Source organism: Pseudomonas sp. GD03842, from assembly GCF_029841165.1.
Lineage (GTDB): Bacteria > Pseudomonadota > Gammaproteobacteria > Pseudomonadales > Pseudomonadaceae > Aquipseudomonas.
Genome location: NZ_JAOCEA010000012.1, coordinates 58,724 through 82,855 on the forward strand (window position 1 = coordinate 58,724; position 24,132 = coordinate 82,855).

General features: G+C 60.3%; 23 protein-coding genes and 4 tRNA genes. 11 read left to right on the top strand and 16 right to left on the bottom strand.

What is annotated here, in order from left to right; genetic code table 11:
* The first annotated feature begins 58 nt into the window (after positions 1 to 58).
* The gene (locus N5D61_RS17570) at positions 59 to 1,069 is read left to right on the top strand and encodes an ABC transporter substrate-binding protein (protein ID WP_108237164.1); all 1,011 of its coding nucleotides are present in this window, start codon (positions 59 to 61) and stop codon (positions 1,067 to 1,069) included.
* A 131-nt stretch (positions 1,070 to 1,200) separates the two neighbouring features.
* Here the strand turns inward: N5D61_RS17570 and N5D61_RS17575 are convergent.
* From N5D61_RS17575 to N5D61_RS17590, 4 genes are all read right to left on the bottom strand, one after another.
* A tRNA-Gly gene (locus N5D61_RS17575) sits at positions 1,201 to 1,276 on the bottom strand.
* A 4-nt stretch (positions 1,277 to 1,280) separates the two neighbouring features.
* Positions 1,281 to 1,356: transfer RNA gene (locus N5D61_RS17580), tRNA-Glu, on the bottom strand.
* Between the two features lie 113 nt (positions 1,357 to 1,469).
* Positions 1,470 to 1,545 (bottom strand) — tRNA-Gly (locus N5D61_RS17585).
* Positions 1,546 to 1,547: 2 nt separating this feature from the next.
* A tRNA-Glu gene (locus N5D61_RS17590) sits at positions 1,548 to 1,623 on the bottom strand.
* 263 nt (positions 1,624 to 1,886) lie between these two features.
* Here N5D61_RS17590 and N5D61_RS17595 point away from each other — a divergent pair.
* A complete protein-coding gene (locus N5D61_RS17595) occupies positions 1,887 to 2,660 on the top strand; it encodes a hypothetical protein (protein ID WP_177411023.1) in 774 nt (257 codons plus the stop codon).
* 108 nt (positions 2,661 to 2,768) lie between these two features.
* On the opposite strand, the gene N5D61_RS17600 is transcribed toward N5D61_RS17595, so the two are convergent.
* Entirely contained in the window at positions 2,769 to 3,251 is a 483-nt protein-coding gene (locus N5D61_RS17600) for a GAF domain-containing protein (RefSeq protein ID WP_279893683.1), read from the bottom strand.
* A complete protein-coding gene (locus N5D61_RS17605) occupies positions 3,248 to 4,141 on the bottom strand; it encodes an ATP-binding protein (protein WP_279893684.1) in 894 nt (297 codons plus the stop codon). Before N5D61_RS17605 ends, N5D61_RS17600 begins: the two co-directional genes overlap by 4 nt.
* Before the next feature lie 102 nt (positions 4,142 to 4,243).
* On the opposite strand from N5D61_RS17605, the gene N5D61_RS17610 reads away from it, so the two are divergent.
* On the top strand, positions 4,244 to 6,580 hold the full coding sequence (locus tag N5D61_RS17610) for a response regulator (RefSeq protein ID WP_279893685.1): 2,337 nt from the start codon (positions 4,244 to 4,246) through the stop codon (positions 6,578 to 6,580).
* A 46-nt stretch (positions 6,581 to 6,626) separates the two neighbouring features.
* On the opposite strand, the gene N5D61_RS17615 is transcribed toward N5D61_RS17610, so the two are convergent.
* Positions 6,627 to 7,112, bottom strand: a complete 486-nt coding sequence (locus N5D61_RS17615; protein ID WP_108237172.1) for a glutathione peroxidase — start codon at positions 7,110 to 7,112, stop codon at positions 6,627 to 6,629.
* Between the two features lie 86 nt (positions 7,113 to 7,198).
* Positions 7,199 to 7,597 (bottom strand): peptide-methionine (R)-S-oxide reductase MsrB, encoded by a 399-nt coding sequence (msrB, locus tag N5D61_RS17620; protein WP_108237173.1) that lies wholly within the window; start codon positions 7,595 to 7,597, stop codon positions 7,199 to 7,201.
* Positions 7,598 to 7,788: 191 nt separating this feature from the next.
* On the opposite strand from msrB, the gene N5D61_RS17625 reads away from it, so the two are divergent.
* The gene (locus N5D61_RS17625; RefSeq protein WP_108237174.1) at positions 7,789 to 9,000 is read left to right on the top strand and encodes a pyridoxal phosphate-dependent aminotransferase; all 1,212 of its coding nucleotides are present in this window, start codon (positions 7,789 to 7,791) and stop codon (positions 8,998 to 9,000) included.
* Positions 9,001 to 9,220: 220 nt separating this feature from the next.
* On the top strand, positions 9,221 to 10,108 hold the full coding sequence (gene htpX, locus N5D61_RS17630; RefSeq protein WP_108237175.1) for a protease HtpX: 888 nt from the start codon (positions 9,221 to 9,223) through the stop codon (positions 10,106 to 10,108).
* A gap of 81 nt (positions 10,109 to 10,189) precedes the next feature.
* On the opposite strand, the gene N5D61_RS17635 is transcribed toward htpX, so the two are convergent.
* Entirely contained in the window at positions 10,190 to 10,846 is a 657-nt protein-coding gene (locus tag N5D61_RS17635) for a thiopurine S-methyltransferase (RefSeq protein ID WP_279893686.1), read from the bottom strand.
* Between the two features lie 104 nt (positions 10,847 to 10,950).
* Here N5D61_RS17635 and N5D61_RS17640 point away from each other — a divergent pair, with 104 nt between their 5' ends.
* Complete coding sequence (locus N5D61_RS17640; protein WP_279893687.1) at positions 10,951 to 11,718, top strand: class III extradiol ring-cleavage dioxygenase; 768 nt, start codon at positions 10,951 to 10,953, stop codon at positions 11,716 to 11,718.
* 134 nt (positions 11,719 to 11,852) lie between these two features.
* Here N5D61_RS17640 and N5D61_RS17645 read toward each other — a convergent pair whose 3' ends face one another.
* Both N5D61_RS17645 and N5D61_RS17650 read right to left on the bottom strand, forming a co-directional pair.
* Complete coding sequence (locus N5D61_RS17645; RefSeq protein ID WP_108237178.1) at positions 11,853 to 13,514, bottom strand: DEAD/DEAH box helicase; 1,662 nt, start codon at positions 13,512 to 13,514, stop codon at positions 11,853 to 11,855.
* Positions 13,515 to 13,907: 393 nt separating this feature from the next.
* Entirely contained in the window at positions 13,908 to 14,663 is a 756-nt protein-coding gene (locus N5D61_RS17650) for a spermidine synthase (protein WP_279893688.1), read from the bottom strand.
* A gap of 205 nt (positions 14,664 to 14,868) precedes the next feature.
* On the opposite strand from N5D61_RS17650, the gene N5D61_RS17655 reads away from it, so the two are divergent.
* Positions 14,869 to 16,218 carry a 3-deoxy-7-phosphoheptulonate synthase class II gene (locus tag N5D61_RS17655; RefSeq protein ID WP_279893689.1) on the top strand — a complete coding sequence of 450 codons (1,350 nt, stop codon included), beginning with the start codon at positions 14,869 to 14,871 and terminating at the stop codon, positions 16,216 to 16,218.
* Positions 16,219 to 16,282: 64 nt separating this feature from the next.
* Here N5D61_RS17655 and N5D61_RS17660 read toward each other — a convergent pair whose 3' ends face one another.
* Positions 16,283 to 17,551 carry a winged helix-turn-helix domain-containing protein gene (locus N5D61_RS17660; protein WP_279893690.1) on the bottom strand — a complete coding sequence of 423 codons (1,269 nt, stop codon included), beginning with the start codon at positions 17,549 to 17,551 and terminating at the stop codon, positions 16,283 to 16,285.
* Positions 17,552 to 17,725: 174 nt separating this feature from the next.
* On the bottom strand, positions 17,726 to 17,959 hold the full coding sequence (locus N5D61_RS17665) for a DUF1127 domain-containing protein (protein ID WP_108237316.1): 234 nt from the start codon (positions 17,957 to 17,959) through the stop codon (positions 17,726 to 17,728).
* A gap of 97 nt (positions 17,960 to 18,056) precedes the next feature.
* Between N5D61_RS17665 and N5D61_RS17670 the strand changes: the two genes are divergently transcribed.
* Positions 18,057 to 18,911, top strand: a complete 855-nt coding sequence (locus N5D61_RS17670) for a LysR substrate-binding domain-containing protein (protein WP_279893691.1) — start codon at positions 18,057 to 18,059, stop codon at positions 18,909 to 18,911.
* A 3-nt stretch (positions 18,912 to 18,914) separates the two neighbouring features.
* On the opposite strand, the gene N5D61_RS17675 is transcribed toward N5D61_RS17670, so the two are convergent.
* Positions 18,915 to 19,661, bottom strand: a complete 747-nt coding sequence (locus N5D61_RS17675) for a sulfite exporter TauE/SafE family protein (protein WP_177411025.1) — start codon at positions 19,659 to 19,661, stop codon at positions 18,915 to 18,917.
* Between the two features lie 241 nt (positions 19,662 to 19,902).
* Between N5D61_RS17675 and N5D61_RS17680 the strand changes: the two genes are divergently transcribed.
* From N5D61_RS17680 to N5D61_RS17690, 3 genes are all read left to right on the top strand, one after another.
* Positions 19,903 to 20,376 carry a MarR family transcriptional regulator gene (locus N5D61_RS17680; RefSeq protein ID WP_108237184.1) on the top strand — a complete coding sequence of 158 codons (474 nt, stop codon included), beginning with the start codon at positions 19,903 to 19,905 and terminating at the stop codon, positions 20,374 to 20,376.
* A gap of 274 nt (positions 20,377 to 20,650) precedes the next feature.
* Positions 20,651 to 21,070 carry an organic hydroperoxide resistance protein gene (locus N5D61_RS17685; RefSeq protein WP_108237185.1) on the top strand — a complete coding sequence of 140 codons (420 nt, stop codon included), beginning with the start codon at positions 20,651 to 20,653 and terminating at the stop codon, positions 21,068 to 21,070.
* Between the two features lie 24 nt (positions 21,071 to 21,094).
* Positions 21,095 to 22,114 (top strand): alpha/beta hydrolase, encoded by a 1,020-nt coding sequence (locus N5D61_RS17690; protein WP_108237186.1) that lies wholly within the window; start codon positions 21,095 to 21,097, stop codon positions 22,112 to 22,114.
* A 131-nt stretch (positions 22,115 to 22,245) separates the two neighbouring features.
* Here the strand turns inward: N5D61_RS17690 and efp are convergent, their stop codons facing one another.
* Together efp and earP are read right to left on the bottom strand one after the other, a co-directional pair.
* Entirely contained in the window at positions 22,246 to 22,815 is a 570-nt protein-coding gene (efp, locus tag N5D61_RS17695) for an elongation factor P (RefSeq protein ID WP_108237187.1), read from the bottom strand.
* 87 nt (positions 22,816 to 22,902) lie between these two features.
* Positions 22,903 to 24,036, bottom strand: coding sequence for an elongation factor P maturation arginine rhamnosyltransferase EarP (gene earP / locus N5D61_RS17700; RefSeq protein ID WP_279893692.1), 1,134 nt, complete (start codon positions 24,034 to 24,036; stop codon positions 22,903 to 22,905).
* Positions 24,037 to 24,132 lie beyond the last annotated feature (96 nt).

Here is a 24,132-nt window from a genome sequence, read left to right on the forward strand (position 1 = left end):
ACCCCTTCTCCAGGCGGAGGCAGCATTTCTGATTTTCTAACGCCTGGAGACGCGCGTCATGTCCGCCCCGAATCATCCATCGCTGCGAGCCAAACGGCTACTGCTCAGCGCCCTGCTCGCCCTGTCGTTCACTCCGTCCACCCACGCTGCGCAACCCCTGCAGCCGCTGCTGGTGGCCAACCAGAAATCGGCCCTCAAGGTTTTGCTGGAGGTGTCCGGCGAGCTGAAAGACGTCCCTTACGATATCAAGTTTTCCGAGTTTCCGTCCGCCTCGCCGTTGGGCGAGGCCTTGAACGCAGGTGCGGTCGATGTCGGTGCGCTGGGCGATGCTCCTTATGTCTTCGCCCTCGGCGCCGGGGGACCGCTGAAGGTGATCAGCATCACTCATGTCAAAGGGCGTTACACCACGGCGCTGATCGTGCGCGACGACTCGCCGATCAAGTCCGTCGCGGACCTCAAAGGCAAAAGGATCGTCACCGGGCGCGGCTCGATCGGCCATTACCTGGCGATTCGCGCTCTTAACGAAGCGGGTCTGAAAACCAGCGACGTCAGCTTCGTTTACCTGCTGCCGAGCGAATCGCGCCTGATCCTGGACAACGGCGACGCCGACGCCTGGGCCACCTGGGCGCCCTATACCACGGTGGCGACACAGAACGGCGCACGCATCCTGCCCAACGGACCGGACCTGCTGACCAATCATTCCTACCTCGCAGCCACCAGCGCGGCCATCAGCGAAAAACGCGCACAGCTGGATGACTTCGTCGTACGACTGGACCGCGCCTATCGCTGGGTCAATGCCCATCCCAGGGAGTACGCGGTGGCCCAGACCAAGGTCACCGGCCTGCCTGTCGAAGTGCATCTGGCCATCAATCAGGACACCCGAATGGAACGCGTCAGCATCGACGACGGCGTGATCAAGGGACTACAGAACACGGCGAACATCTACGAGCGCGAGGGGATACTGAACAAACACGTCGACGTATCCCACGGCTTCGATCCTGGATTCAACGCCATCCGCTTGGCTGCCGAGCAGGCCGCAGAGAATACCGATTCACACGCGGCGCGTTGAGCGATCGACAACGGGAGAGATGTACGCTGGCCGAAGAGGGTGGCAGTGCGGGTTCTGCGACCCCCTTCGGCCAGGGCAGTTATCGCGAACAAACGAAAACGCCGCTCTGTTGAGCGGCGTTTTCGTGAATTTGGAGCGGGAAACGAGACTCGAACTCGCGACCCCGACCTTGGCAAGGTCGTGCTCTACCAACTGAGCTATTCCCGCAATATGGCGTCCCCTAGGGGACTCGAACCCCTGTTACCGCCGTGAAAGGGCGGTGTCCTAGGCCACTAGACGAAGGGGACACAGCCTGAAACACCATGGTGTTGCGTTTCAGATCCAGAGGTACCTGACGATACTTTCTGGTTTCACTCAGCTTCGCTTCGGCCAGATGACCAAGAGCGAAACTGCTTAAAATTGGAGCGGGAAACGAGACTCGAACTCGCGACCCCGACCTTGGCAAGGTCGTGCTCTACCAACTGAGCTATTCCCGCATTGGCGTCCCCTAGGGGACTCGAACCCCTGTTACCGCCGTGAAAGGGCGGTGTCCTAGGCCACTAGACGAAGGGGACACGCTACAACATTCACTCCTTACTGCGCTTGGCTAGGTGCTTTACGCTGTAAGTGGCGCGCATTCTATGGATGGTTGGGGAGGTCGTCAAGCCCTCAATGAAAATTTATTCAAATCAATGACTTCCCCCTCTAATTCGTTAATGAATGGCCGATACACGAGAACGGGCAGGCAGCTTATTAATAGGTGCGCCGATGACGAGCCTTCCCGCAATAATGCATAGCCACTACACTCGGCGCACATAACTTGATCGAGGCTTGTACGGTGACTCCACTCATTATCACCCTGATGGTTGTAACAGGCATCGTACTCCTGATCGCGATCGGCTATTTGAACCATGTTGCCGAAAGTAAGAAGGTCGAACGCGCGCGCACCCTCGTGGAACTCAACGATCGCTTGCGCCGCTGTAGCGAGTTGTCCGAAACCTTCCCCGGCCAATTGATGAGCCCCGCGCTCAAGCTTTTGCTGGTGCGTCTGGAACTGAACGTGGTCAAGCGCCTGATCGCGCTCGAGCGCCGCAACAACCCCGGCATTCTGGAGCACGCCACCGAGTTGGAAGCGATGGTCGCTCAAGGCGATAACATCAAGGTCAATAATCCGGTGAGCCCGATTCAGACCGAAGCCAAGGCCAAGGACGTGCGTTTTCTGCTGGAGGCGATGCACGGCCAGGTTACCCGCGCGGCGCACGACGGCTTTCTGCAAACCGCCGAAGCGAAGCACTGGATTCGTGAAATCCGCAACATGCTGGTCTTGCTGCATATCGAGTTCTTCAACAACCTGGGGCAGCAGGCGCTGAGTCAGGATCAACCCGGTCAGGCGCGGCTCGCGTTCGAGCGTGGCGTGCAATACTTGAAGAATCAGCCTGAGCCTGCGCCCTGGAAGACTCACTTGCAGGCGATGGAGCGTCAACTGGCGAAGGTCAATGCCGTGGTGCTCGACCAGATTGCGCCCAGCGATGACGACCACAACGAATTGACCCAAGGCTTGAAGGCGGACGACGCCGATGCCGAATGGAAGAAGAAGGCGATTTACGACTGACCGCCTGATCGACATAGGGGGGGCGGCTCAGCTGCTCCCCTACGGACGCTGTCAAACAGCGTCTGGGCGCGGCTTCGACCGTGAGCGCACCCCGCCGCCCAGCGGACCTCAGCAGTCCGTCAGTTTCAGAAAGATCGCTGCCAGTGCTTCGATTCCCACCTGATCCGCTTCGCTGAAGCGCGCCACACTTGGGCTGTCCAGATCCAGCACGCCAATCAGACGGCCTGCCTTGATCAATGGCACGACCAATTCGCTGTTCGACGCACTGTCGCAGGCGATGTGCCCAGGAAACTCATGCACGTCCAGCACCCGCTGAGTCTCGCGAAGCTGTGCCGCCGTGCCGCAGACGCCTTTGCCAAACGGAATGCGCACGCAGGCGATTTGCCCCTGGAATGGGCCGAGCACCAACTCCTCGTTGCGGTTAAGGTAGAAACCGGCCCAGTTCAGATCCTCCAGTTGCGTGTAGAGAAAGGCGGAGAACTGCGCGGCGTTAGCGATGAAATCGCGCTCGTCCGCCAGCAGCGACTCCAACTGTGCCGCCAGCAGGCTATAACCCTCGAGGCCCTGCCCTGCTGCATTCAAATCGATCATGGATGTTGCTCCAGCATTTTCAAACCAACCCAATAACGGGCGAACTGATAGGCACAGCGGCCGTTGCGGTTGCCACGCCCTGTGGCCCAGCGCACGGCCAGAATGTCGAGCGCGTCGTCACGCTGCCATTGCAACCCGGCCTTGCCCGCCAGCTCGCCGATCCAGTGCTCGACCACGTTCAGGTAGTGCTCCTGGGTGAACGGATAGAAGGACAGCCAGAGACCGAAGCGGTCGGACAGGGCAATCTTGTCCTCGACCGCCTCGCTCGGGTGAATTTCACCGTCGTCGCCCCGCTGCCAGTGAGCGTTGTCGCTTTCCTTTTCCGGCACCAGATGGCGGCGGTTCGAGGTGGCGTATAGCAATACATTGTCGGGGGCCTGTTCCAGCGAGCCATCCAGCACGCTCTTGAGCACGCGGTAATCGCCCTCACCGGATTCGAACGAGAGGTCGTCGCAGAACAACACGAAACGCTGCGGCAGCTTCTGCAGCTGCTCGACGACACGGGGCAGATCGCCCAGGTGGTCGCGCTCGATCTCGATCAGGCGCAGGCCGGCCTCGGCATGCTCGGCCAGCAAGGCACGCACCAGGGAGGATTTACCCGTTCCTCGGGAGCCCCACAGCAAGGCATGGTTGGCGGGCAGGCCATCGATGAATTGCTGGGTATTGCGCCCCAGTTGTGCGCGTTGCTGGTCCACGCCGATCAAATCCGACAGACGCATGTCCAGCGTCACCTCCAGTGGCAGCAGGTAACCGCCACGGCCCTCGCGCACCCAACGGGCAGCCAGCGACCGCGTCCAGTCCACTGGCTCGCGCACGGCAGGCAACAGTGGCTCCAGCCGCGCCAGTACCGATTCGGCGCGTTCCAGAAAAGCGTTCAACCGAGAATCCACGTTGTCTCCTTGATTTAACTGGTTAAAGCCGGTCGGCGATCAGCTATGCTTGCCCCGCGATGGACACACGAAGTACGAGTGCCCCCTGGATCAAGTGCCCTTATGGATATACCGATCACTCAACGACTGTCGTTCAAACAGGCCCGCCTGACCGTCTTGATCGGCTTTGTGCTGGGAACCCTGTTCAGTCTGTTCCAGATTGCGATCGATTATGCCAGCGAAGACGCCTCCATCGATCGTGAAATTCGCTCACTGCTGCAAATCAGCCACAATCCCGCCTCGCGCATCGCCTATAACATCGATGCAGAACTCGCACAGGAACTGATCTCGGGCCTGTTGCACTCGCCCGCCGTGGTTCGCGCACGGCTGATCGACAACAACGGGGTCTTGCTCGCGGCGGTGTCGCGCCCGATGACCGAGAGCTCCTACCGCATGCTCAGCGACTCCCTGTTCGGCGAAAGTCGCCATTTCGAAGACGTGTTGCAGCTGGACCACATGCCCCATGAACCCATTGGCAGTCTGCAGTTGGACGTCGACACGTTCGCGTTCGGCAGTCACTTCCTGCAGCGGGCCGAAATCACACTGCTCAACGGTTTTGCCCGCAGCCTGGTGTTCGCCGGCATTCTCATGGGCCTGTTCTACCTGACGTTGACCAAACCGCTGACGAAAGTCATCCGCGCCTTGTCGAGCCGGGACTCACGCAGCCCCCAACAGGCTCCCCTGCCCTGCCCGCCCGGTCATGAGCAGGACGAAATCGGCGTGCTGGTGCAGGTAACCAACCAGCAGTTCGAAAACGTCGCCCTGGAATTCGGCCGCCGAAGGGAAGCGGAGGACCGTCTTACCGATCACCTCAACGAGCTGGAAGACGTGGTCTCGGCCCGCACCCAGGAGCTCAAGGCCAGCAATGCCCGTCTCAGCCAGTCCAATGAAGAATTGCAGGTGGCACGCAGCACGGCGCTGGACATGGCCCACGCGCGCTCGGCATTTCTGGCCCACATGAGCCATGAGATCCGCACCCCGCTCAACGGGCTGCTGGGGATGCTCGCGCTGTCGCTGGACGGCCCTTTGAGTGCCGAACAGCGTCAGCAACTGTCGATCGCCCACGACTCGGGCAAAGTGCTGGTGGAGTTGCTCAACGACATTCTCGACCTTTCGAAATTCGACGCCGGGCAACTGGAGCTCGAATCCATCCCGTTCGACTTGGCCAGCTTGGTCGAGGACACCGCCAACCTGCTGTCGCAGAACGCGGCCGCCAGCGTCGAACTCACCTGCCTGATCGACCCGGACTTTCCCTCACTGGTGCTCGGCGATCCGACGCGAGTACGACAGGTCGTCAGCAACCTGCTGTCAAACGCGCTGAAATTCACGCGCGTCGGGCGCGTTGACGTTCGCCTGAGTCAGCATGCCGGAAAGGCACGCATCGAAGTCTGCGACACCGGGATCGGCATCGCGCAGGAGGCGCAGGCGAAAATCTTCCAACCCTTCACTCAGGCTGAAGCCGCCATCACGCGCCAATACGGCGGCACGGGCCTGGGCCTGACGTTGACCCACAACCTCTGCGGGGCGATGAACGGCCAATTGAACATCGATTCCACCCCTGGGGTGGGCAGCCGGTTCTATGCCGATCTGCCGCTGCCCGCCCACACGCCAGCGCCCGTGTGGCCAAAGCTCAAAGGCCGGGTGGTGGTGGTCAGTTCGGTCAACAGCGGCCTGACGGAACTGCTGAGCAAGCTCTTGCCGGAGTGGGGCATTCATTGTCGGCACTTTTCCGCCTATGACCCCCAGCCAGACGTACAACCCGATCTGTTGATCACCGATTGCCCGGAATGCCTGATCGGCATCCGTCCGGCGACTCAGACACCCATTCTCCTGGTGACCGCGTACGGCAACTTCATGCCCGCCAGTCAAGTGACAGCCCTTGCGCCGCTGCAGCAACAGGCGCGACCGCTTTCCCGCACCGTGTTGCATCAAGCGTTGTCGCGCATCTTGCAAACCGATGGCCTGCTGCCTGCCGATCATCCGAGCGGCCCGCTGACCGTCGCACAACCGGCGCGCATACTGCTGGTGGAAGACAACCCGGTGAACCAGCTGGTGGCCAAGGGCATGCTGAGCAAACTGGGGTGCGAGGTCATCGTCACCAGCCATGGGGGCGAGGCGTTGCAGCAACTGGAACGCAGCCATTTCGATCTGGTGTTGATGGACTGCAACATGCCGGTGATGAACGGTTACGACGCGACCCGCAGGATCCGTCAAAGCGGAAAGTGGCCCGATCTGCCGATCATTGCCTTGACCGCCAATGCCCTCCCCGAGGAGCGCGAACATTGCCGGGCCGCGGGCATGAACGACTATCTGGCCAAACCGTTTCATCGGGAAGAACTGATCGCCGTGCTGGATCAATGGACGGCAGCCGCACGGCCCAAGCCGCAGCCCACCAACTGAGAGACATCACCTTACCGAGCTTTAGCAGGGAACCGCGGCTGCGTTGTCACCTCAACAGCGCTTCGATATCGGACGTCAGCTCTTCAGGCTTGGTCAGCGGTGCATAGCGCTTGACCAGCTTGCCATCCTTGCCGACCAGAAACTTGGTGAAATTCCACTTGATGCGTTCGGAACCCAGCAGGCCGGGGGCTTGCTTCTTGAGCTGGACAAACAACGGGTGGGCATTGCTGCCGTTTACGTCGATCTTCTTGAACAACGGGAAGCTGACCCCATAGTTCAGCTCGCAGAATTCCGAAATCGCGCCTTCGTTCCCCGGCTCCTGCTTGCCGAACTGGTTGCAGGGAAAGCCCAGCACCACCAGACCTTGATCCTTGTAACGCTGCCACAGCGCTTCGAGGCCTTTGTATTGAGGGGTGAACCCGCATTGACTGGCCGTGTTCACCACCAGCACTGCCTTGCCCGCGTAATCGGCGAGGGTTTTCTGCTCGCCTTTGATCGTCTGCACCGGGATGTTCAGCAAATTGTCGCTCATGGCAAGGCCTCGAAAAGGATCAAACCGCCAAACTAACGTGCCGCTGCCCACCGCGCCATTGCATTGTGCGCGGTGATATCCCGGCATCAGGCGTCACGGGGGACCAGGTCCAGGCACACCGAATTGATGCAGTACCGCAACCCTGTCGGCGGCGGCCCGTCCGGAAAGACGTGGCCCAGGTGTGCGTCGCATTTGGCACAGACCACCTCGGTGCGGATCATACCGTGACTGATGTCCCGGACCTCCACCACGGCGCTGCCCTCGATGGGCGCGTAGAAGCTGGGCCAGCCACAGCCGGAATCGAACTTGGTCGAGGAGTCGAACAACGGCTCGTTGCAGCACACGCAATGGTAGACGCCCGGCGTCTTGGTCATGTTGTACTTGCCGGTGAACGGCCGCTCGGTGGCCTTCAGGCGGCAGACTTGATACTGCTCTGGATCGAGCATTTCCTTCCATTCTTCGAGGGTTTTTTCAAGCTTGTCCACGGGTGTACCTCCACACTCAAAAAGCCCGAACTGTGTCTTTTCCACACATCGGGTGGCACGTATGATTGCGCCTTCGTCAGTCGCCAGTCTGTCACCGGCCTTGCAGGCATACAAATTCATTTTGATGGCGTCGTGCTCATAGATTCGCCTTCTTGACTGACGGCGGATCGTTCTCTTCGGGATCAATCACCATGCAGTTCAGCAAATCGAACAAGCTCGCCAACGTCTGTTACGACATTCGCGGGCCCGTGCTCAAGCACGCCAAGCGCCTGGAAGAGGAAGGCCATCGCATCCTCAAGCTGAACATCGGCAACCCGGCGCCGTTCGGTTTCGAGGCGCCAGACGAGATTCTCCAGGACGTCATCCGCAATCTGCCGACCGCTCAAGGCTACAGCGACTCCAAAGGCCTGTTCAGCGCCCGCAAGGCGGTCATGCAGTACTACCAGCAAAAGCAGGTCGACGGTGTGGGTATCGAAGACATCTACTTGGGCAACGGCGTGTCCGAGCTGATCGTGATGTCGATGCAGGCGCTGCTGAACAACGGCGACGAGGTGCTGGTGCCGGCCCCGGACTATCCGCTGTGGACCGCTGCCGTGGCCCTGTCCGGCGGCAATCCGGTGCACTACCTGTGCGATGAGCAGGCCAACTGGTGGCCCGATCTCGACGACATCAAGGCCAAGATCACGCCCAATACCAAGGCGATGGTGATCATCAACCCGAACAACCCCACCGGCGCGGTCTATTCCAAAGAAGTGCTGCTGGGCATGCTGGAAATCGCTCGCCAGCACAATCTGGTGGTGTTCTCCGACGAAATCTACGACAAGATCCTGTACGACGACGCCGTCCACATCTGCACCGCATCGCTGGCACCGGACCTGCTGTGCCTGACGTTCAACGGCCTGTCCAAGTCCTATCGCGTGGCAGGCTTCCGCTCCGGCTGGATCGCCATTTCCGGTCCGAAACACAATGCCCAAAGCTACATCGAAGGCATCGACATCCTGGCCAACATGCGCCTGTGCGCCAACGTGCCAAGCCAGCATGCGATCCAGACCGCGCTGGGCGGCTATCAGAGTATCAACGACCTGATCCTGCCCCCCGGCCGCCTGCTGGAGCAGCGCAATCGGACATGGGAATTGCTCAACGACATCCCGGGCGTGAGCTGCGTCAAACCTATGGGGGCGCTGTATGCCTTTCCGCGGATCGACCCCAAGGTCTGTCCGATCCACAATGATGAAAAATTCGCGCTGGACCTGCTGCTCTCCGAAAAGCTGCTGATCGTGCAGGGCACGGCGTTCAACTGGCCATGGCCGGACCACTTCCGTGTGGTGACGCTGCCACGGGTCGATGACCTTGAAGCAGCGATCGGCCGGATTGGCAATTTCCTCAAGACCTACAAGCAGTAAACTCGAATGGCGCGGATCGTGCTCGCTTCCCCGGGCGCGCACGATCCTGAGCGCACGCCGCCCGACCACTGCACCCCCTGCCCTCTCGCCGATGGTCCATACTGACCGAGGCGCTGAAAACGACACAGTTTGAAATAGTCGGCCGGTTGAATACACCCCGACATCACCTTATATACCCCGCAACGCGTTACACATTCTTCACGAGGAGAAACTCCAGATCATGATGCGCATCTTGCTGTTTTTGGCCACTAACCTTGCGGTCGTGCTGATTGCCAGCATTACCCTGAGCCTTTTTGGCTTCAATGGGTTCATGGCGGCCAACGGGGTTGATCTCAACCTCAATCAGCTGCTGATTTTCTGCGCCGTATTTGGCTTCGCCGGCTCGCTGTTCTCGCTGTTCATCTCCAAATGGATGGCCAAGATGAGTACCGGGACCGAAATCATCACCCAGCCCCGCACGCGCCATGAACAATGGCTGCTGCAAACCGTCGAGCAGTTGTCCCGCGACGCAGGCATCAAAATGCCGGAAGTCGGTATTTTCCCGGCCTACGAAGCGAACGCCTTCGCCACCGGCTGGAACAAGAACGATGCCCTGGTTGCCGTGAGCCAGGGGCTGTTGGAGCGGTTTTCGCCGGAAGAGGTGAAAGCGGTACTCGCTCACGAGATCGGCCACGTGGCCAACGGCGACATGGTGACGCTGGCGCTGGTCCAAGGCGTGGTGAACACCTTCGTGATGTTCTTCGCGCGGATCATCGGTAACTTCGTCGACAAAGTGATTTTCAAGAACGAAGAAGGCCGTGGCATCGCGTTCTATATCGCGACCATCTTCGCCGAGATCGTGCTGGGCTTCCTGGCCAGCGCCATCGTGATGTGGTTCTCGCGCCGCCGCGAATACCGTGCCGACGACGCTGGCGCCCGCCTGGCCGGTACCGGTGCGATGATCAGTGCACTCCAACGCTTGCGCTCGGAGCAAGGCGTTCCAGTGCAGATGCCGGACAGCCTGACCGCTTTCGGCATCAACGGCGGCTTGAAACACGGCCTTGCGGGCCTGTTCATGAGCCACCCACCGCTGGAAGAGCGCATCGAGGCGCTTCGCCGCCGCGGTTGATTACAGCGTCGGATGAAAAAGGGCGACTTCGGTCGCCCTTTTTCATGGCCCGTTTCATCGCCAGTCACGGGAGGTTTGGAGCTAACGCCTGAACAGTCGGTAGGCATGCTCCATCAGGTGCGTGGCGCCCGCCTGTTTGAACTTGGCACTTTTTTCCAACACGTCCCATTCTCCCACCTGCTTGACCCGCCACTCCGGGGAAAGCAGTTGCTGCACCTCGTCTTCGTCCAGCGCAAACGGTGGACCGGCGATTTGCGATTGATCGTAATCCAGCGTAATCAGCAGCCCACGAGAGTCTTGAGCCATCAGACGCTTCAACTGCTCGACGTATCGCCAGCGCATCTCTGCAGGTAGAGCAATCAACGCGGCCCGGTCATAGAACGCTGTGCAGTCGCCGACGTCCTCCGGTTGCAGAGCAAAAAAGTCACCGCACCAGATCTCACAGGCGCCATAGCGATAAACCGTAAAGGCCCCGCGTACCTCAGTCTCCGGCGTCAGCCGGGCCTCGCTGAACCAGGCGGCGACCGCTTTCTCGGACAACTCTGCACCGACCACATGATGGCCCTGGTCCAGTAGCCAGTGCAGGTCGATGGTTTTTCCGCACAACGGCACCAGTACCCGCTCGCCAGGCTTGACCTGCAACTCGGGCCACAGCCGGGTGAGGTAAGGATTCACTTCCGCTTGGTTGAAGCCAATCTGATTGATCGCCCAGCGCTCTAGCCAAAACTCCGGCCCCATAAATACTCCCGATACGTCGATCAAACGGCACAAAAACTTATATTAGATTTAGATCAATGTTCTGCCTGATCATGGTGACATCTTATACGCACAGGACGCCCGACATGCTCCCAAGCCTGTTCATCTCTCACGGCTCGCCCATGCTTGCGCTGGAACCTGGCGAAAGCGGCCCGGCACTGGCCCGGCTCGCGGCCGAGCTGCCACGCCCGAAGGCAGTGGTGATCGTTTCGGCGCACTGGGAGAGCGAAGATCTTCGTGTCAATGGCAATCCGCACCCTGAAACCTGGCACGACTTCGGTGGGTTTCCACCTGCGTTGTTTGCCGTTCAGTACCCGGCGCCCGGCCAGCCGGAGATGACTCGTCGGGTCATGGAGCTGCTCGCGGCTGCGAACCTTCCGGCTCAGATGGACACGCGTCGGCCCTTCGACCACGGGGTGTGGGTGCCTCTCTCATTGATGTACCCCCAGGCCGACGTGTCGATCGTGCAGGTGTCATTGCCGTCGCGCATGGGCCCCGAACTGCAGACCCGCGTCGGCCGGGCGCTCAGCCTTTTGCGGCAAGAACAGGTACTGGTGATCGGCTCCGGCAGCATCACTCACAACCTTCGGGAGCTGGATTGGCACGCCGGGCCGGAAAGCATCGAGCCTTGGGCTCAGATGTTTCGGGACTGGATGGTGGAAAAGCTCACCGCGGACGATGAGGTCGCCTTGCACGATTACCGCCGCCTGGCTCCGAACGCCGTGCGCAATCATCCGAGCGACGAGCACTTGCTGCCGCTGTATTTTGCTCGGGGCGCTGGAGGTACGTTCAGCATCGCCCACCAAGGCTTCACCATGGGCGCACTCGGCATGGATATCTACCGGTTTGGGTAAGGCGCTGAGCCGACGCTGACGCTGGCAGCAACGCTCCACTGCTCTCGCAAGACACCCTGACGCCACGGAAAATCAGACAAAAAAATCCCCGGACACTCCGGGGATTTTTATTCAGACGACCCGCCTGTTGCGGATCAGTCTTCGCGGTAGCGGCGCAGTTTCAGCTGCTTGCCAGCGACACGGGTGTCCTTCAGCTTGGCCAGCAGACGCTCCAGGCCTTCCTCTGGAAGCTCGACGAGGCTGAAGCTGTCGCGCACCTGGATGCGACCGATGGCTTCGCGAGCCAGGCCGCCCTCGTTGAGGATAGCGCCGAGCAGGTTCTTGGCGGCGATACCGTCACGCGCACCGAGCGCGGTACGGCAGCGGGCGCGGCCTTCAGCCAACGGCACCGGCGCGCGACGCTCGCGGTCGCCACGATCAGGACGGTCGCCACTGCGCTCACGCGGCGCACTGTTCGGTACCAGCGGACGCTCTTTCTCGATGGCTGCCAGATTCAGCGCCTGACCATTGGTTGCCTTGCGCAGCAGCGCGGCCGCCAACGCACGTGGGCTGCAGCCGATATCGGCGGTCAGGCGGTCGAGCAGTTCGCCATGGCTGGCTTCGGCATCGGCCACCAGTGGCGCGAGGCTGTTGGTCAACTTCTTGATGCGCGCATCGAGAACGGCTTGCGAGTCCGGCAGGCGAACCTCTGCAACGCGCTGACCGGTCACACGCTCGATCACTTGCAGCATGCGGCGCTCGCGCGGCGTGACCAGCAGCAGGGCACGGCCTTCGCGACCGGCACGGCCGGTACGGCCGATGCGGTGAACGTAGGACTCAGGGTCGTACGGCATGTCGACGTTGAACACGTGGGTGATACGCGGGACGTCCAGGCCGCGGGCAGCGACGTCAGTGGCGACGACGATGTCCAGACGACCATCCTTGAGCGAGTCGATGACGCGCTCGCGCTGGTTCTGGGCGATGTCGCCGTTCAGCGCAGCGGCTTTGTAGCCCTTGGCTTCCAGCGCGCTGGCCAAGTCGAGAGTGGCCTGCTTGGTGCGCACGAACATGATCAGGGCGTCGAAATCCTCGACTTCCAGCAGGCTCAGCACGGCCGAGGTCTTCTGGTCGGCGTGAACCAGCAGGTGAGCCTGCTCGATGGCGGTCACGGTCTGGGTCTTGCTCTGGATCTTGACGTGTTTCGGATCCTTGAGGTGACGCTCGGCGATCGCGCGGATCGACTGCGGCAGCGTGGCCGAGAACAGAACGGTCTGACGGCTCTCCGGCATGGCGTTGAAGATGACTTCAAGGTCATCCATGAAGCCCAGCTTGAGCATTTCGTCGGCTTCGTCCAGCACCAGATGATTCACCGTGGCGAGGACTTTTTCGTCGCGACGCAGGTGGTCGCACAGACGACCCGGCGTGGCGACAACGATTTGCGCGCCGTTGCGGATGGCCTTCAGTTGCGGACCCATCGGGGCACCGCCGTAGACGGCTACGACGTTCACGCTTGGCATCTGCTTGGCATAGGTTTCGAACGCGGTGGCCACTTGCAGGGCCAGCTCGCGGGTCGGCGCGAGGATCAGCGCCTGGGGTTCCCGTTTGGCCGGGTCGATGCGGTTCAGGATGGGCAGTGCGAAGGCGGCGGTTTTACCGGTACCTGTCTGCGCCTGACCGATCATGTCGTGACCGGCGAGAATGATCGGGATCGATTGTTGCTGAATCGCCGACGGCTCTTCGTAGCCGGTCGCGATGACGGCAGCAACAATATTCGGATTAAGGTCAAGAGCGGCGAAGCCGCCGGTTTCCTGGGTCATGGGTCTGCCTCTGAGTGCATCCGCAAAGACCCATGCTTCAAAGCTGCGCGTGCCGTGTAAGACCCGAAGGTCACCCTGGCTGCTTTGTCGGCGGGGATTTGCGAAAACGTATGGATGAATGGATCGTCAAGGATAGCTCGTGAGAGAACCGGTTTACGGAGAGAGCTCCGCAAACGTACGTCTTGACGACGGCCCTATGAAAGACCGGCGCGCACTATACCGGAATTGCCGAAAAAAGTGAGGATTTTTTTCAGCACAACCAGGCGTTGCGTCCAACTGTCACAGGCCCTGCGCAAACCGATCTCGGTGTCGCTTCCCTGAAATGTGCGAGCAGGCACAGGAAGCAGCTTAAACGTTTCACCTCGGGACGGCAGCGTCCACCCGTCGCGACGTTCAAGTCGCAACGCGCAAGGTCTTGATCAATGGCAACAGCGAGTAGCCCAGTTGAGGAGCCAGTGCTTCGGCGCGCAGCATCAAGGCATCGATATCCAGGGTCTGGTCCAGGTCGTGAGGCACGATCAAAATCACATTGCCCTCCTTGACCGGCAGTTCCCAGTAATGGCGGTGATAGAGCCCGCGAAGCAGCGCCGCGCCCAACGGTTTGCCGTCATCGGACGCCCATTGGTTGATGATCAGCCAGCCACCAGGGTTCAGGTGCTGTTGACACTGTTCCAGAAATCCCCACGCCAGGTGCCCTACCGCCGGGCCGGTGTCGGTGTAGAGATCGACGAAAATCAGGTCGGCGTTTTCCGCCGAAGGCAACAATTCGAGGGCATCGCCCACGCGTATGTAAAGCCGCGGGTCATCGGCCAGGCCCATGTACTCCATCGCGAGCCGGGGCACATCCGGGCGCAGTTCGATGGCCTCGACATCTTCCAGTGGCAGGAACCTGAGGCATGCCTGCGTCAACGTCCCTGCACCGAGCCCCATGAAGAGCGCGCTCTCGGGGGCATCGTGGCACAGTGCGCCAATCAGCATGGCGCGGGTGTAGTCGTACTCCAGCCAGCTCGGATCGGCCGTGAACGTACAGCTCTGCTCAATCGCATCGCCGAATTCCAGGAAGCGATAGTCCTCCACTTCCAGCACGCGGATCATGCCGAAGTCATCATGAACTTCGGCCAGTACGCGCTCTACACGCTCCTGGTTCATTACTGCTCTCTGCCGTTTGCCATCAGAACGCCCGGCTCGACCCACAGTGGCCATCAACACCGCCACCGGTCGCCGGACTGCTGCAAGGGATCGCACGACGATCCCGAAGACGCGGGATTGTCAGCCATGCACCCCTGGCAGGTCACGCAAATTATCGGGGCGGCTGCTACCATGGCGGCTCCTTTGCCTTGATTCCGAGTCGACGATGAGCCACCCGTGGAGCCCCGATAGCTGGCGGACCCTGCCAATCCAGCAACAACCTCAATATCCCGACACCGAGCATCTGCTGCGTGTCGAACGGACGCTGGCCAGCTACCCGCCACTGGTGTTCGCCGGAGAAGCTCGAGAACTGCGTCGACAATTTGCCGAGGTCACCGAAGGCCGCGCGTTTTTGCTGCAGGGGGGCGATTGTGCGGAAAGCTTCTTTGAGTTTTCCGCCGCGAAGATCCGCGACACTTTCAAGGTGCTGCTGCAGATGGCGATCGTCATGACCTTCGCTGCGGGCTGCCCGGTAGTGAAGGTAGGACGGATGGCCGGTCAATTCGCCAAGCCGCGCTCAGCCAACGATGAAACCGTGGATGGGATCACGTTGCCGGCTTACCGTGGCGACATTGTCAACGCGATCGGCTTCGACGAGAAAAGCCGAGTGCCGGATCCGGAACGTCTGCTGCAGGCCTATCACCAATCCACCGCCACCTTGAACCTGCTGCGCGCCTTCGCACAGGGAGGCTTCGCCGACCTGCACCAAGTGCATCAGTGGAACCTTGATTTCATTGCCAACTCGGCATTGTCGGACAAGTACAGCCAACTCGCCGACCGTATCGACGAAACCTTGGCGTTCATGCGCGCTTGTGGCCTGGACACCTCGCCGCAACTGCGGGAAACCAGTTTCTTCACGGCGCACGAAGCGCTGTTGTTGAACTACGAAGAAGCCTTCGTGCGCCGCGACAGCCTGACCAACGATTTTTACGATTGCTCAGCGCACATGCTGTGGATCGGCGACCGCACCCGCCAGTTGGACGGCGCACACGTGGAATTTCTACGGGGGGTGAAGAACCCGATCGGTGTGAAAGTCGGCCCGAGCATGAACACCGACGATCTGATCCGCCTGATCGACCTGCTCAACCCGGAGAACGACCCAGGTCGCCTTAACCTCATCGCCCGCATGGGCGCCAACAAGGTAGGCGATCACCTGCCGGGGCTGATTCGCGCTGTCGAACGGGAAGGCAAAAAGGTGCTGTGGAGTTCCGATCCGATGCATGGCAACACCATCAAGGCCAGCAGCGGCTACAAGACCCGTGACTTTGCGCAAATTCTGGGGGAGGTGAAGCAGTTCTTCCAGGTTCATCAGGCCGAAGGCACTTACGCGGGCGGCATCCACATCGAGATGACCGGGCAAAATGTCACCGAATGCATCGGTGGCGCGCGCCCCATCACCGAAGACGGCCTGTCTGACCGATACCACACCCACTGCGATCCACGGATGAACGCCGATCAGTCACTGGAACTGGCGTTTCTGATCGCCGAAACGTTGAAGCAGGTGCGTCGTTCTTGACGTCAGCTTCCCCAACGGGATCGACACAAGACGCGCCCACCGCCACAGGCAGCGAGACGGTGGCTTAGGCATGGACCAGAGAGCGTGGGGCGTGGAAAAGACCGCTGTCGGCCCACGCAGTCCGTAGCCGTGCACCGCTCGTCCGCTGGCAGTTGATCAGCACCTCCGGCAATCCTAGCCAGTCAGCCAGGGTCCTGAGGTGCGAAGCCAGCGCCCGCAAGCCCTCGGTATCAAGACCCGGATCTTCCTCATGCACGGCATGCACCGCGAGCCGTCCCGCGGCACGTTCAGCTCGCAGATCGACCCGCGCCGCGATGCGTTCATGGTGCAGAAACGGCAGCACGTAATAGCCATAGACCCGCTTATGGGCAGGGGTGTAGATCTCCAGCCGGTAGTGAAAATCGAACAGACGCTCGGTCCGGCCCCGCTCCCAGATCAGAGAATCGAAGGGCGAAAGCAAAGCGCTGCTGTGGACCTTTCGAGGAATTTTCAGGTCAGGCAGCGCATAAGCGGGCTGCTTCCAGCCTTGCACCTGAACCTGCTCGATGGCGCCCTCCTCCCTCAGCGTGGCCAGCCCCGCCTTCGCCGGGGCCGGGTCCAAACGAAAATAATCGCGTAGGTCTTTCTCGGTGCCCACCCCCAGTGCGCGGACAGCGTGGAGCAGCAAACCGCGCTGGGCCTGGGCTTCGGTCAATTCCGGCTGGGCAAGAATGGAAGGTGGCAGCACCCGCTCTGGCAAATCGTACAGCCGCTCGAACCCCCGGCGCCCCGCCACGGTGACTTCCCCGGCGGCGAACAGCCACTCCAGCGCGTGCTTTTCATCGCTCCAGTCCCACCAGGGCCCGGCCCGCTCTTGTCGAGTACTGAGGCTGCCGGCGCCCAACGCGCCCTGATCGCGGACCGCTTGCAGCACCCGAGCGATGGTGGGTTGCTGCTCTCGACCGAACCTGGCCATTTGTTGATAGATGCCTTCGCCTTGGGCGGCACGCCGCATCCGCCAGCGCAACAGCGGGTACAACTCGACGGGAAGCAAAGACGCCTCATGGCCCCAATACTCGAAGAGCCTGCGATGCCGCCCTTGGCTCCAGGCCGCTTGGTCGAGCAGCTTTTGCGGGTAGTTGCCCAGGCGAGAGAACAGCGGCAGGTAGTGCGAACGAACCAGCGCATTGACCGAGTCGATCTGCACGACGCCGAGGCGTTCGATCAGTTGGATGACATGACGGGCCGTAATGACTGCAGGTGGCTGCCGGCCGTTGAAACCCTGAGCGGCCAAGGCAACGCGACGGACTTGTTTGAGTGACAATTGCTGTTGAGTCGGCTGGGCGGCGGGCATTCAGGACCTCCGGGTCGAAGCTGCCACGCTACCTGATCCTGGCATCCCTGGGTACCTGTGCGGCGGGTCGGTAGCCCGCCAAGTGCGTCGGTGGGGGTCAATTGCAGCAACGCGGCATGCCGCAGCAATGTCATCGGCATCGCTGTTGGCAAGCCGCGCTCTGCGGGGCACGCTTCAGCGTTTGAGTGGATCGTCCCAGAAGGGCCGTTCGGACTCTTCCGCCACATCCGCCCTAGACAGACCAAGGTCTTTCAAGGCGTCGTCGCTCAAACTGGCCAGTTGTACACGTTCACGGTGCAGCCTGTGCCAGCGCGCGAGTTGCTCGACGACTGCATGCCAACCGCGCTCCAGCGCCGAATCGCGAGACAGGGTTTTCAGGACCAGCACATAACCTTTTTGACGTTTCATCATCTTGCCCTCCAAGTGGGGATGGGCAAATTCTCTCGCCAGGATTAAGATCAATCCAACGAATGTTTCTGATGCACTGCATCTGGGAGATTGATCCATGGCCACCTACCCCAGCATCGACAGCGAGCTGCTGCGCACCTTCGTTGCCATTGCCGATCAGGGCGGTTTCACCAAAGCGGGCGAAGTCGTCAATCGCACGCAGTCGGCCGTCAGCATGCAAATGAAGCGGCTGGAGGATGACGTCGTTCAGCGTCCTCTCTTTCAGAAGGACGGTCGGGTGCTGAATCTGACGGCAGAGGGGCAGGTGTTGCTGGGCTATGCAAGGCGCATCCTCAAACTCCACAGCGAGGTGTTCAATACCCTGCGCGAGCCGCATATGGTGGGCACCGTAAAAATCGGCACGCCGGACGATTACGTCATGCGTTTCCTGCCGGGGATTCTCTCGCGATTCGCTCAGGCCTATCCGCTGATACAAGTGGAGGTTCACTGCGAGTCGTCAGCCCAGTTGCTGCAACGCCAGGACCTTGACCTGAGCATCGTGACCCGCGAGCCGGGCAAGGAGATCGGGCAGATTCTGCGTCAGGAACGCTTCGTCTGGGCTGAGGCGGCAGGTTTTTATCCGCATGAACAGACGCCGATACCGTTGGCCATGTTCAACAGCGACTGTTTCTGCCGACTCTGGGCCAGCAACGCGCTGGACGCCTCAGGCCGCGAATACCGCATCGCTTACACCAGCGCCAGCCTCTCGGCGATCATGGCAGTGGTCAGCGCAGGGCTCGCCGTGACAGCGCAACTGGAAAGCCTCATTACCTCGGACCTGAGCGTGATCGGTGAAGCCGAGGGGCTGCCCCAACTACCCGCGGCGAGCATTGTGCTGTTGCGCAATCCCAACAACCCCTCGCCCATCACCGAATGCCTGGCCGAACATATTGCCGAGGGATTCAAGGTCTAGACCTCAGAGCCTGAAGCACAGCATGACGGCGCAGATCACCAGAAAGCCGCAGAACAGCGAACGCAGCAGACGCTCCGGCAGACTGTGTGCCAGAGCGACGCCCCAGCTGATGCTCGCCAGGCCGCCGATCGCCAATGGAATGCCCATCAACCAGCTCACGTGGCCGTGGGATGCGTAGGTGGCCAGGGTAATCACGGTAGCGGGCGCTGCCAGGGAAAGCGCCAGCCCTTGTGCGACCACCTGGGAGGCGCCGAACACGCTCGTCAGAATCGGCGTGGCAATCACGCCGCCTCCTACGCCGAACAGACCTGCCGTCACCCCCGACCCCACGCCAAGCGCCCACAGCCAGTGCCGATGACGCAACTGGGTGCCCGTGTTGCCCTTATGCCAATACATCTGCGCCAGATTGAACAGCGTGAGCACGATCAGGAACCCCACGAACCCCATGCGCATGCTGTGAGCTTCGACCCGCACGGCCCATAACGAGGTCAGCCAAGAGACAATGAAGCTGGGCCCGATCAACATCAATGCGTTGCGGGCCGAAATCCGATTGCGCTGGTTGTACCGCCAGAGGGCCGCCAACACATTCGGGAGCACCATGAGCAGCGCGGTGCCCTGCGCCAACTGCTGATCGAGGCCGAACAACACACCGAGTGCGGGAATCGCCACCAAGCCACCCCCAATCCCGAACAGACCACCCAGCGTCCCCATGGCCGCCCCCAACAGCAGGTACATCACAACATCGACAATCACACGCGACCCTCGGCCTGAATCCAGCGCGCATGCTACGCAGTCTCCGAAGTCGAATAAACGGCTACAGGGCTTTCCGCTCTCACGGATCGTGGAAAGTCGATTCACGGACTGTGAAGTAAAGAGCTCGCACGAGCGTGATAGAAAGACGTCGCCGAATCGATTAGCAAAATTATTTGGCGCATTAAAGATCATGACGCTAAATTAGCCCTCATTATCGATCACCCCGAGGACACCCTCAATGAATGCCGACCCAAGCTGCACCACGGCGGGTGCTGGCAGTTGCGAAGAGCTGCTGCTGGACAACCAGCTCTGTTTCGCCCTGTATTCCACCTCGCTGATGATGACCAAGGTCTACAAGCCGCTGTTGCAGGAACTCAACCTGACGTATCCGCAGTACTTGGCCATGCTGGTACTGTGGGAACAGGATGGTCTCACCGTAGGGGAAATCAGCACACGCTTGTTGACCGATCCAGGATCGCTGACCCCGCTGCTCAAGCGACTCGAAAGTGAGGGCTTGATCAGCCGGAACCGGAGCAAGGATGACGAGCGGGTGGTCCTGCTGACGCTGACTGACCAAGGCAAGGCCTTGCATGAAAAGGCCCGCCGCATTCCCCACTGCATTCTGGCCGCGAGTGGCATCAGCCTCGACCAGTTGCAAGCGTTGCAAAAGGATCTTCTGGGGCTGCGCGGAAATCTCCACAACAGTCTGTAACGCGACCCTCCTTCCCTGCCCCGTCCAAGGCCAGCGCTCTGCTGGCCTTTTTCGTTTCCAGGCGGCAGCACAGGCGCAAGCCGTACTTATAAAATTTTTTTCTTCTTCTAAATCAGTCAGTTATTCAAAAAACAGGGGATTTACAGAAAAAAAACGAAAAATTACCTTGCGCACTAAACATTAGCGCATTACATTTCATCTCACTTGCTTAGCGCACAAACATTTAGCGCAGAGCTTACCGGCTTCAACCCATACCATTCAGTGAGGAATGATCATGAAAGCACTCTATACCGCAGTCGCAACCGCAACCGGTGGCCGTGATGGCCGTGCTGTCTCCAGCGACAAGATTCTCGACGTCAAACTGGCTACGCCCAAAGAACTGGGCGGTGCCGGTGGTGAAGCCACCAACCCAGAGCAACTGTTCGCGGCGGGTTACTCGGCCTGCTTCATCGGTGCACTGAAATTCGTTGCCGGTCAGAGCAAACGCAGCATTCCTGCCGATGCCTCTATCACTGCCCACGTCGGCATCGGGCAGATCCCTGGCGGTTTCGGTCTGGACATCGATCTGAACATCAGCCTTCCAGGCCTTGACCAGGCGGACGCACAAGCGCTGGTCGATGCCGCCCACCAGGTCTGCCCTTACTCCAACGCCACTCGTGGCAACGTTGACGTCCGTCTGCACGTGACTGTCTGACCTACCGACCTCAAGGAGAAAAACATGAACACATTCGGCAAAATCATGGCGGGTTCGCTTCTCGCCCTTTCGATCGGCAATGCCTTTGCAGCAGGCGATGGCGGCGTCGAGCACAACACTCAAGCATTCCTCGATGCCTTGAACTCAGGCACGGGAAAACCCATCGAGCAGTTGTCGCCCAAAGATGCCCGGGCGGTACTGACCGGCGCACAGGCTGGGGTCAAACTGACACTGCCTAAAGCCGATGTCAGCCAGAAGACCATCAAGGCCGATGGGCAGGACATCAGCCTGACCATCGTGCGGCCCGCCGGCGTAAAAGGCACGCTGCCTGTGTTCATGTTCTTCCACGGCGGCGGCTGGGTGCTGGGCGATTACCCAACCCATGAGCGTCTGGTGCGGGATCTGGTGGACGGCTCCGGTGCGGTGGCGGTCTTCGTCAACTACACCCCTTCGCCGGAAGCGCACTACCCGACCGCGATCAACCAAGCGTATGCAGCGACCAAGTGGGTGGCTGAGCATGGCAAGGAAATCAACGTCGACGGCAAGCGTCTGGCAGTGGCGGGTAACAGTGTTGGCGGTAACATGGCGGCAGTCGTCAGCCTGATGGCCAAAGACAAAGGCACCCCGTCGATTCGCTACCAAGTGCTGCTGTGGCCTGTGACGGACGCCAACTTCGATACCGGTTCGTACAACCAGTTCGCTGAAGGCCATTTCCTCACCCGCAACATGATGAAGTGGTTCTGGGACAACTACACCACTGATCCGAAGCAACGCGCCGAGATCTACGCTTCTCCGTTGCGCGCTACCACGGATCAGTTGAAGGGACTGCCACCTGCGCTGGTGCAGACTGCGGAAGCCGACGTGCTGCGTGATGAGGGCGAGGCCTATGCTCGCAAACTGGATCAGGCAGGCGTCGCGGTCACCGCCGTTCGCTACAACGGCATGATCCACGACTACGGGCTGCTGAATGTCATCAGTCAGGTGCCGGAAGTGAAATCGGCAATGCAGCAGGCGGCCCAGGAACTGAAGGTTCACTTGAAGTGAGGTAAACGGGCCGGACAGGCCGGACGGTACTGTCCGGCTTGCTCACCCGACCTTCAGAGCAGACCCGAAAAAAATCCACAAAAAAGCCCGACGCGATGGTCGGGCTTTTTTGTATGCGCAATCAGCGCATATTACTTCTTGGTGCGGCCCTTGAAAGAGCTGTCGCGGGTGTCGATATCGATCCACTCGTCGATTTCGATGAAGTCAGCGACCTGAATTTCAGTGCCGTTGGCCAGTTTGGCTGGCTTCATGACTTTACCGGAAGTGTCGCCACGGGCCGAGTTCTCGGTGTAGGTCACTTGACGGCTGATGGTGGTCGGCAGTTCTACGGAAACCAGACGGCCTTCGAAGAAAACGGCTTCACAGACGTCCTGCATGCCTTCTTCGATGAACGGCAGAACAGCTTCGATATCCTCAGCGTTCAGCTCGTACATGGTGTAGTCAGTAGTGTCCATGAACGTGTAGGAATCACCGCTGATGAAGGACAGAGTGGCTTCTTTACGGTCCAGGATCACGTCGTCCAGCTTGTCGTCGGCGAAGTAGACGGTTTCAGTCTTGTAGCCGGTCAGCAGGTTTTTCAGCTTGGTCTTCATGATCGCGCTGTTACGACCCGACTTGGTGAATTCAGCTTTCTGAACCAGCCAAGGATCGTTGTCGATACGCAGCACGGTACCGGGTTTAAGCTCTTTACCAGTTTTCATTACGAGTATCCGAATTTGGATTGAAGTTCTTTCTAAGCCCTGTACGAAAAGCCACTTTTCGTACAGGGCTTACTACAAGGCCGCGTATCATAGCCAATTTCGGTAAAAGTGCACCAGCGCAGTCGTCAGATCGTCCTGCAAGGCTCGTTCCAGGCACCAGCGCTCGGCATGGCTCGCCAGTTCCGCGCGGTGTTCCTCCAAAGCGGGCCAACTGTGTGCCATGTCGTGACCCGCATTCCAATCGCGCCAGACGTCAGTCAGCGCCCGTGCCGCAGTGTCCGAAAGGCCGGTCAGGTAAAGCTCCAGGAAAGCGTCCAGCTTGGCCCAGTGGGCATCGTCGTCTTGTGCATAGATATGCCAGATCATGGGTCGCCCAGCCCATTGCGCGCGTACGAACGAGTCCTCGCCACGCACCACGTTGAAGGCGCAACACCAGAGCAAGCGGTCATAGTCCTCCTGACGCACGAAGGGCAGGACTTGAATCGTCAGTCGCTCGCGCACATGCAGCGCCCCGGCTTGCAGGCCGTCGCTGCCCAACCAGCGCTCGACGTCGCCGAGGATGCGCCCTTCCGGCACCAGAAGGTGCGTGGGCGGAAAATCCTCTGCCAAGCGGTCCAGCCACGACCCCAACTGCGGGTGCTCGTAGGCAAACAGTGACATCAAGCGGGCCTGCGGCTGTGGATAAATGCCCAGGCCGGCCAGGAAAGCCTGCCGCGCTGAGGGGTCTTGCTCGAAAGCGTGACGCTGTTCGATCAGGCCGGCCTCCCGCAACAACCCCCCGGTAGTAGGACGAAACCCCGGGAAGAAGAAGAATTTCTGGATGCCGCTCGACTGCAGCGACGGCAGACCGTGACAACCGGTGACCCATTCCTCCGCACTGAGGTAGTCGAGGTTCAGCCACAGAGGCTTCGGATCGCGGTTTTTCATCGCCTCGATCTGCATGGGCGGCAGATGACAACCGAAGGCTTCGATCACAACGTCGGCAGGCTCGACCGGTTGCCAGTCCTTGGCCCACACGCGCACCTCTACCCCCTCGCAATACTGCTTTGCCGCACCGGCATCGGCGTCAGGACACAGCCGGACGAAGGCCGAGAGGTCATCGATCCACAACCGCACGTTCATCTCGTGCTCGGCGACCAACTGCCGGGCCAGACGCCAGGTCACGCCCACATCACCGAAGTTATCCACAACGGTGCAGAAAATATCCCAAGAGGCTTTCATCCCGGCTCCTCAAGGATGCTCAAAAAAGCGGATTGTCCGTCATAACGACGCGGAATCGCCAGCCCGGTCATGCGACAATCCGGCCACGTCCACCGC

What these genes read in the sequence shown, in the direction of transcription:
- N5D61_RS17570 (WP_108237164.1), top strand. Translation starts at nt 59, where the DNA reads ATGTCCGCCCCGAATCATCCATCGCTGCGAGCCAAACGGCTACTGCTC.
- N5D61_RS17600 (WP_279893683.1), bottom strand. Translation starts at nt 3,251, where the DNA reads ATGATCGATTTGAATGCAGCAGGGCAGGGCCTCGAGGGTTATAGCCTG.
- N5D61_RS17610 (WP_279893685.1), top strand. Translation starts at nt 4,244, where the DNA reads ATGGATATACCGATCACTCAACGACTGTCGTTCAAACAGGCCCGCCTG.
- N5D61_RS17615 (WP_108237172.1), bottom strand. Translation starts at nt 7,112, where the DNA reads ATGAGCGACAATTTGCTGAACATCCCGGTGCAGACGATCAAAGGCGAG.
- N5D61_RS17625 (WP_108237174.1), top strand. Translation starts at nt 7,789, where the DNA reads ATGCAGTTCAGCAAATCGAACAAGCTCGCCAACGTCTGTTACGACATT.
- htpX (WP_108237175.1), top strand. Translation starts at nt 9,221, where the DNA reads ATGATGCGCATCTTGCTGTTTTTGGCCACTAACCTTGCGGTCGTGCTG.
- N5D61_RS17635 (WP_279893686.1), bottom strand. Translation starts at nt 10,846, where the DNA reads ATGGGGCCGGAGTTTTGGCTAGAGCGCTGGGCGATCAATCAGATTGGC.
- N5D61_RS17640 (WP_279893687.1), top strand. Translation starts at nt 10,951, where the DNA reads ATGCTCCCAAGCCTGTTCATCTCTCACGGCTCGCCCATGCTTGCGCTG.
- N5D61_RS17645 (WP_108237178.1), bottom strand. Translation starts at nt 13,514, where the DNA reads ATGACCCAGGAAACCGGCGGCTTCGCCGCTCTTGACCTTAATCCGAAT.
- N5D61_RS17650 (WP_279893688.1), bottom strand. Translation starts at nt 14,663, where the DNA reads ATGAACCAGGAGCGTGTAGAGCGCGTACTGGCCGAAGTTCATGATGAC.
- N5D61_RS17655 (WP_279893689.1), top strand. Translation starts at nt 14,869, where the DNA reads ATGAGCCACCCGTGGAGCCCCGATAGCTGGCGGACCCTGCCAATCCAG.
- N5D61_RS17660 (WP_279893690.1), bottom strand. Translation starts at nt 17,551, where the DNA reads ATGCCCGCCGCCCAGCCGACTCAACAGCAATTGTCACTCAAACAAGTC.
- N5D61_RS17665 (WP_108237316.1), bottom strand. Translation starts at nt 17,959, where the DNA reads ATGAAACGTCAAAAAGGTTATGTGCTGGTCCTGAAAACCCTGTCTCGC.
- N5D61_RS17670 (WP_279893691.1), top strand. Translation starts at nt 18,057, where the DNA reads ATGGCCACCTACCCCAGCATCGACAGCGAGCTGCTGCGCACCTTCGTT.
- N5D61_RS17680 (WP_108237184.1), top strand. Translation starts at nt 19,903, where the DNA reads ATGAATGCCGACCCAAGCTGCACCACGGCGGGTGCTGGCAGTTGCGAA.
- N5D61_RS17685 (WP_108237185.1), top strand. Translation starts at nt 20,651, where the DNA reads ATGAAAGCACTCTATACCGCAGTCGCAACCGCAACCGGTGGCCGTGAT.
- N5D61_RS17690 (WP_108237186.1), top strand. Translation starts at nt 21,095, where the DNA reads ATGAACACATTCGGCAAAATCATGGCGGGTTCGCTTCTCGCCCTTTCG.
- efp (WP_108237187.1), bottom strand. Translation starts at nt 22,815, where the DNA reads ATGAAAACTGGTAAAGAGCTTAAACCCGGTACCGTGCTGCGTATCGAC.
- earP (WP_279893692.1), bottom strand. Translation starts at nt 24,036, where the DNA reads ATGAAAGCCTCTTGGGATATTTTCTGCACCGTTGTGGATAACTTCGGT.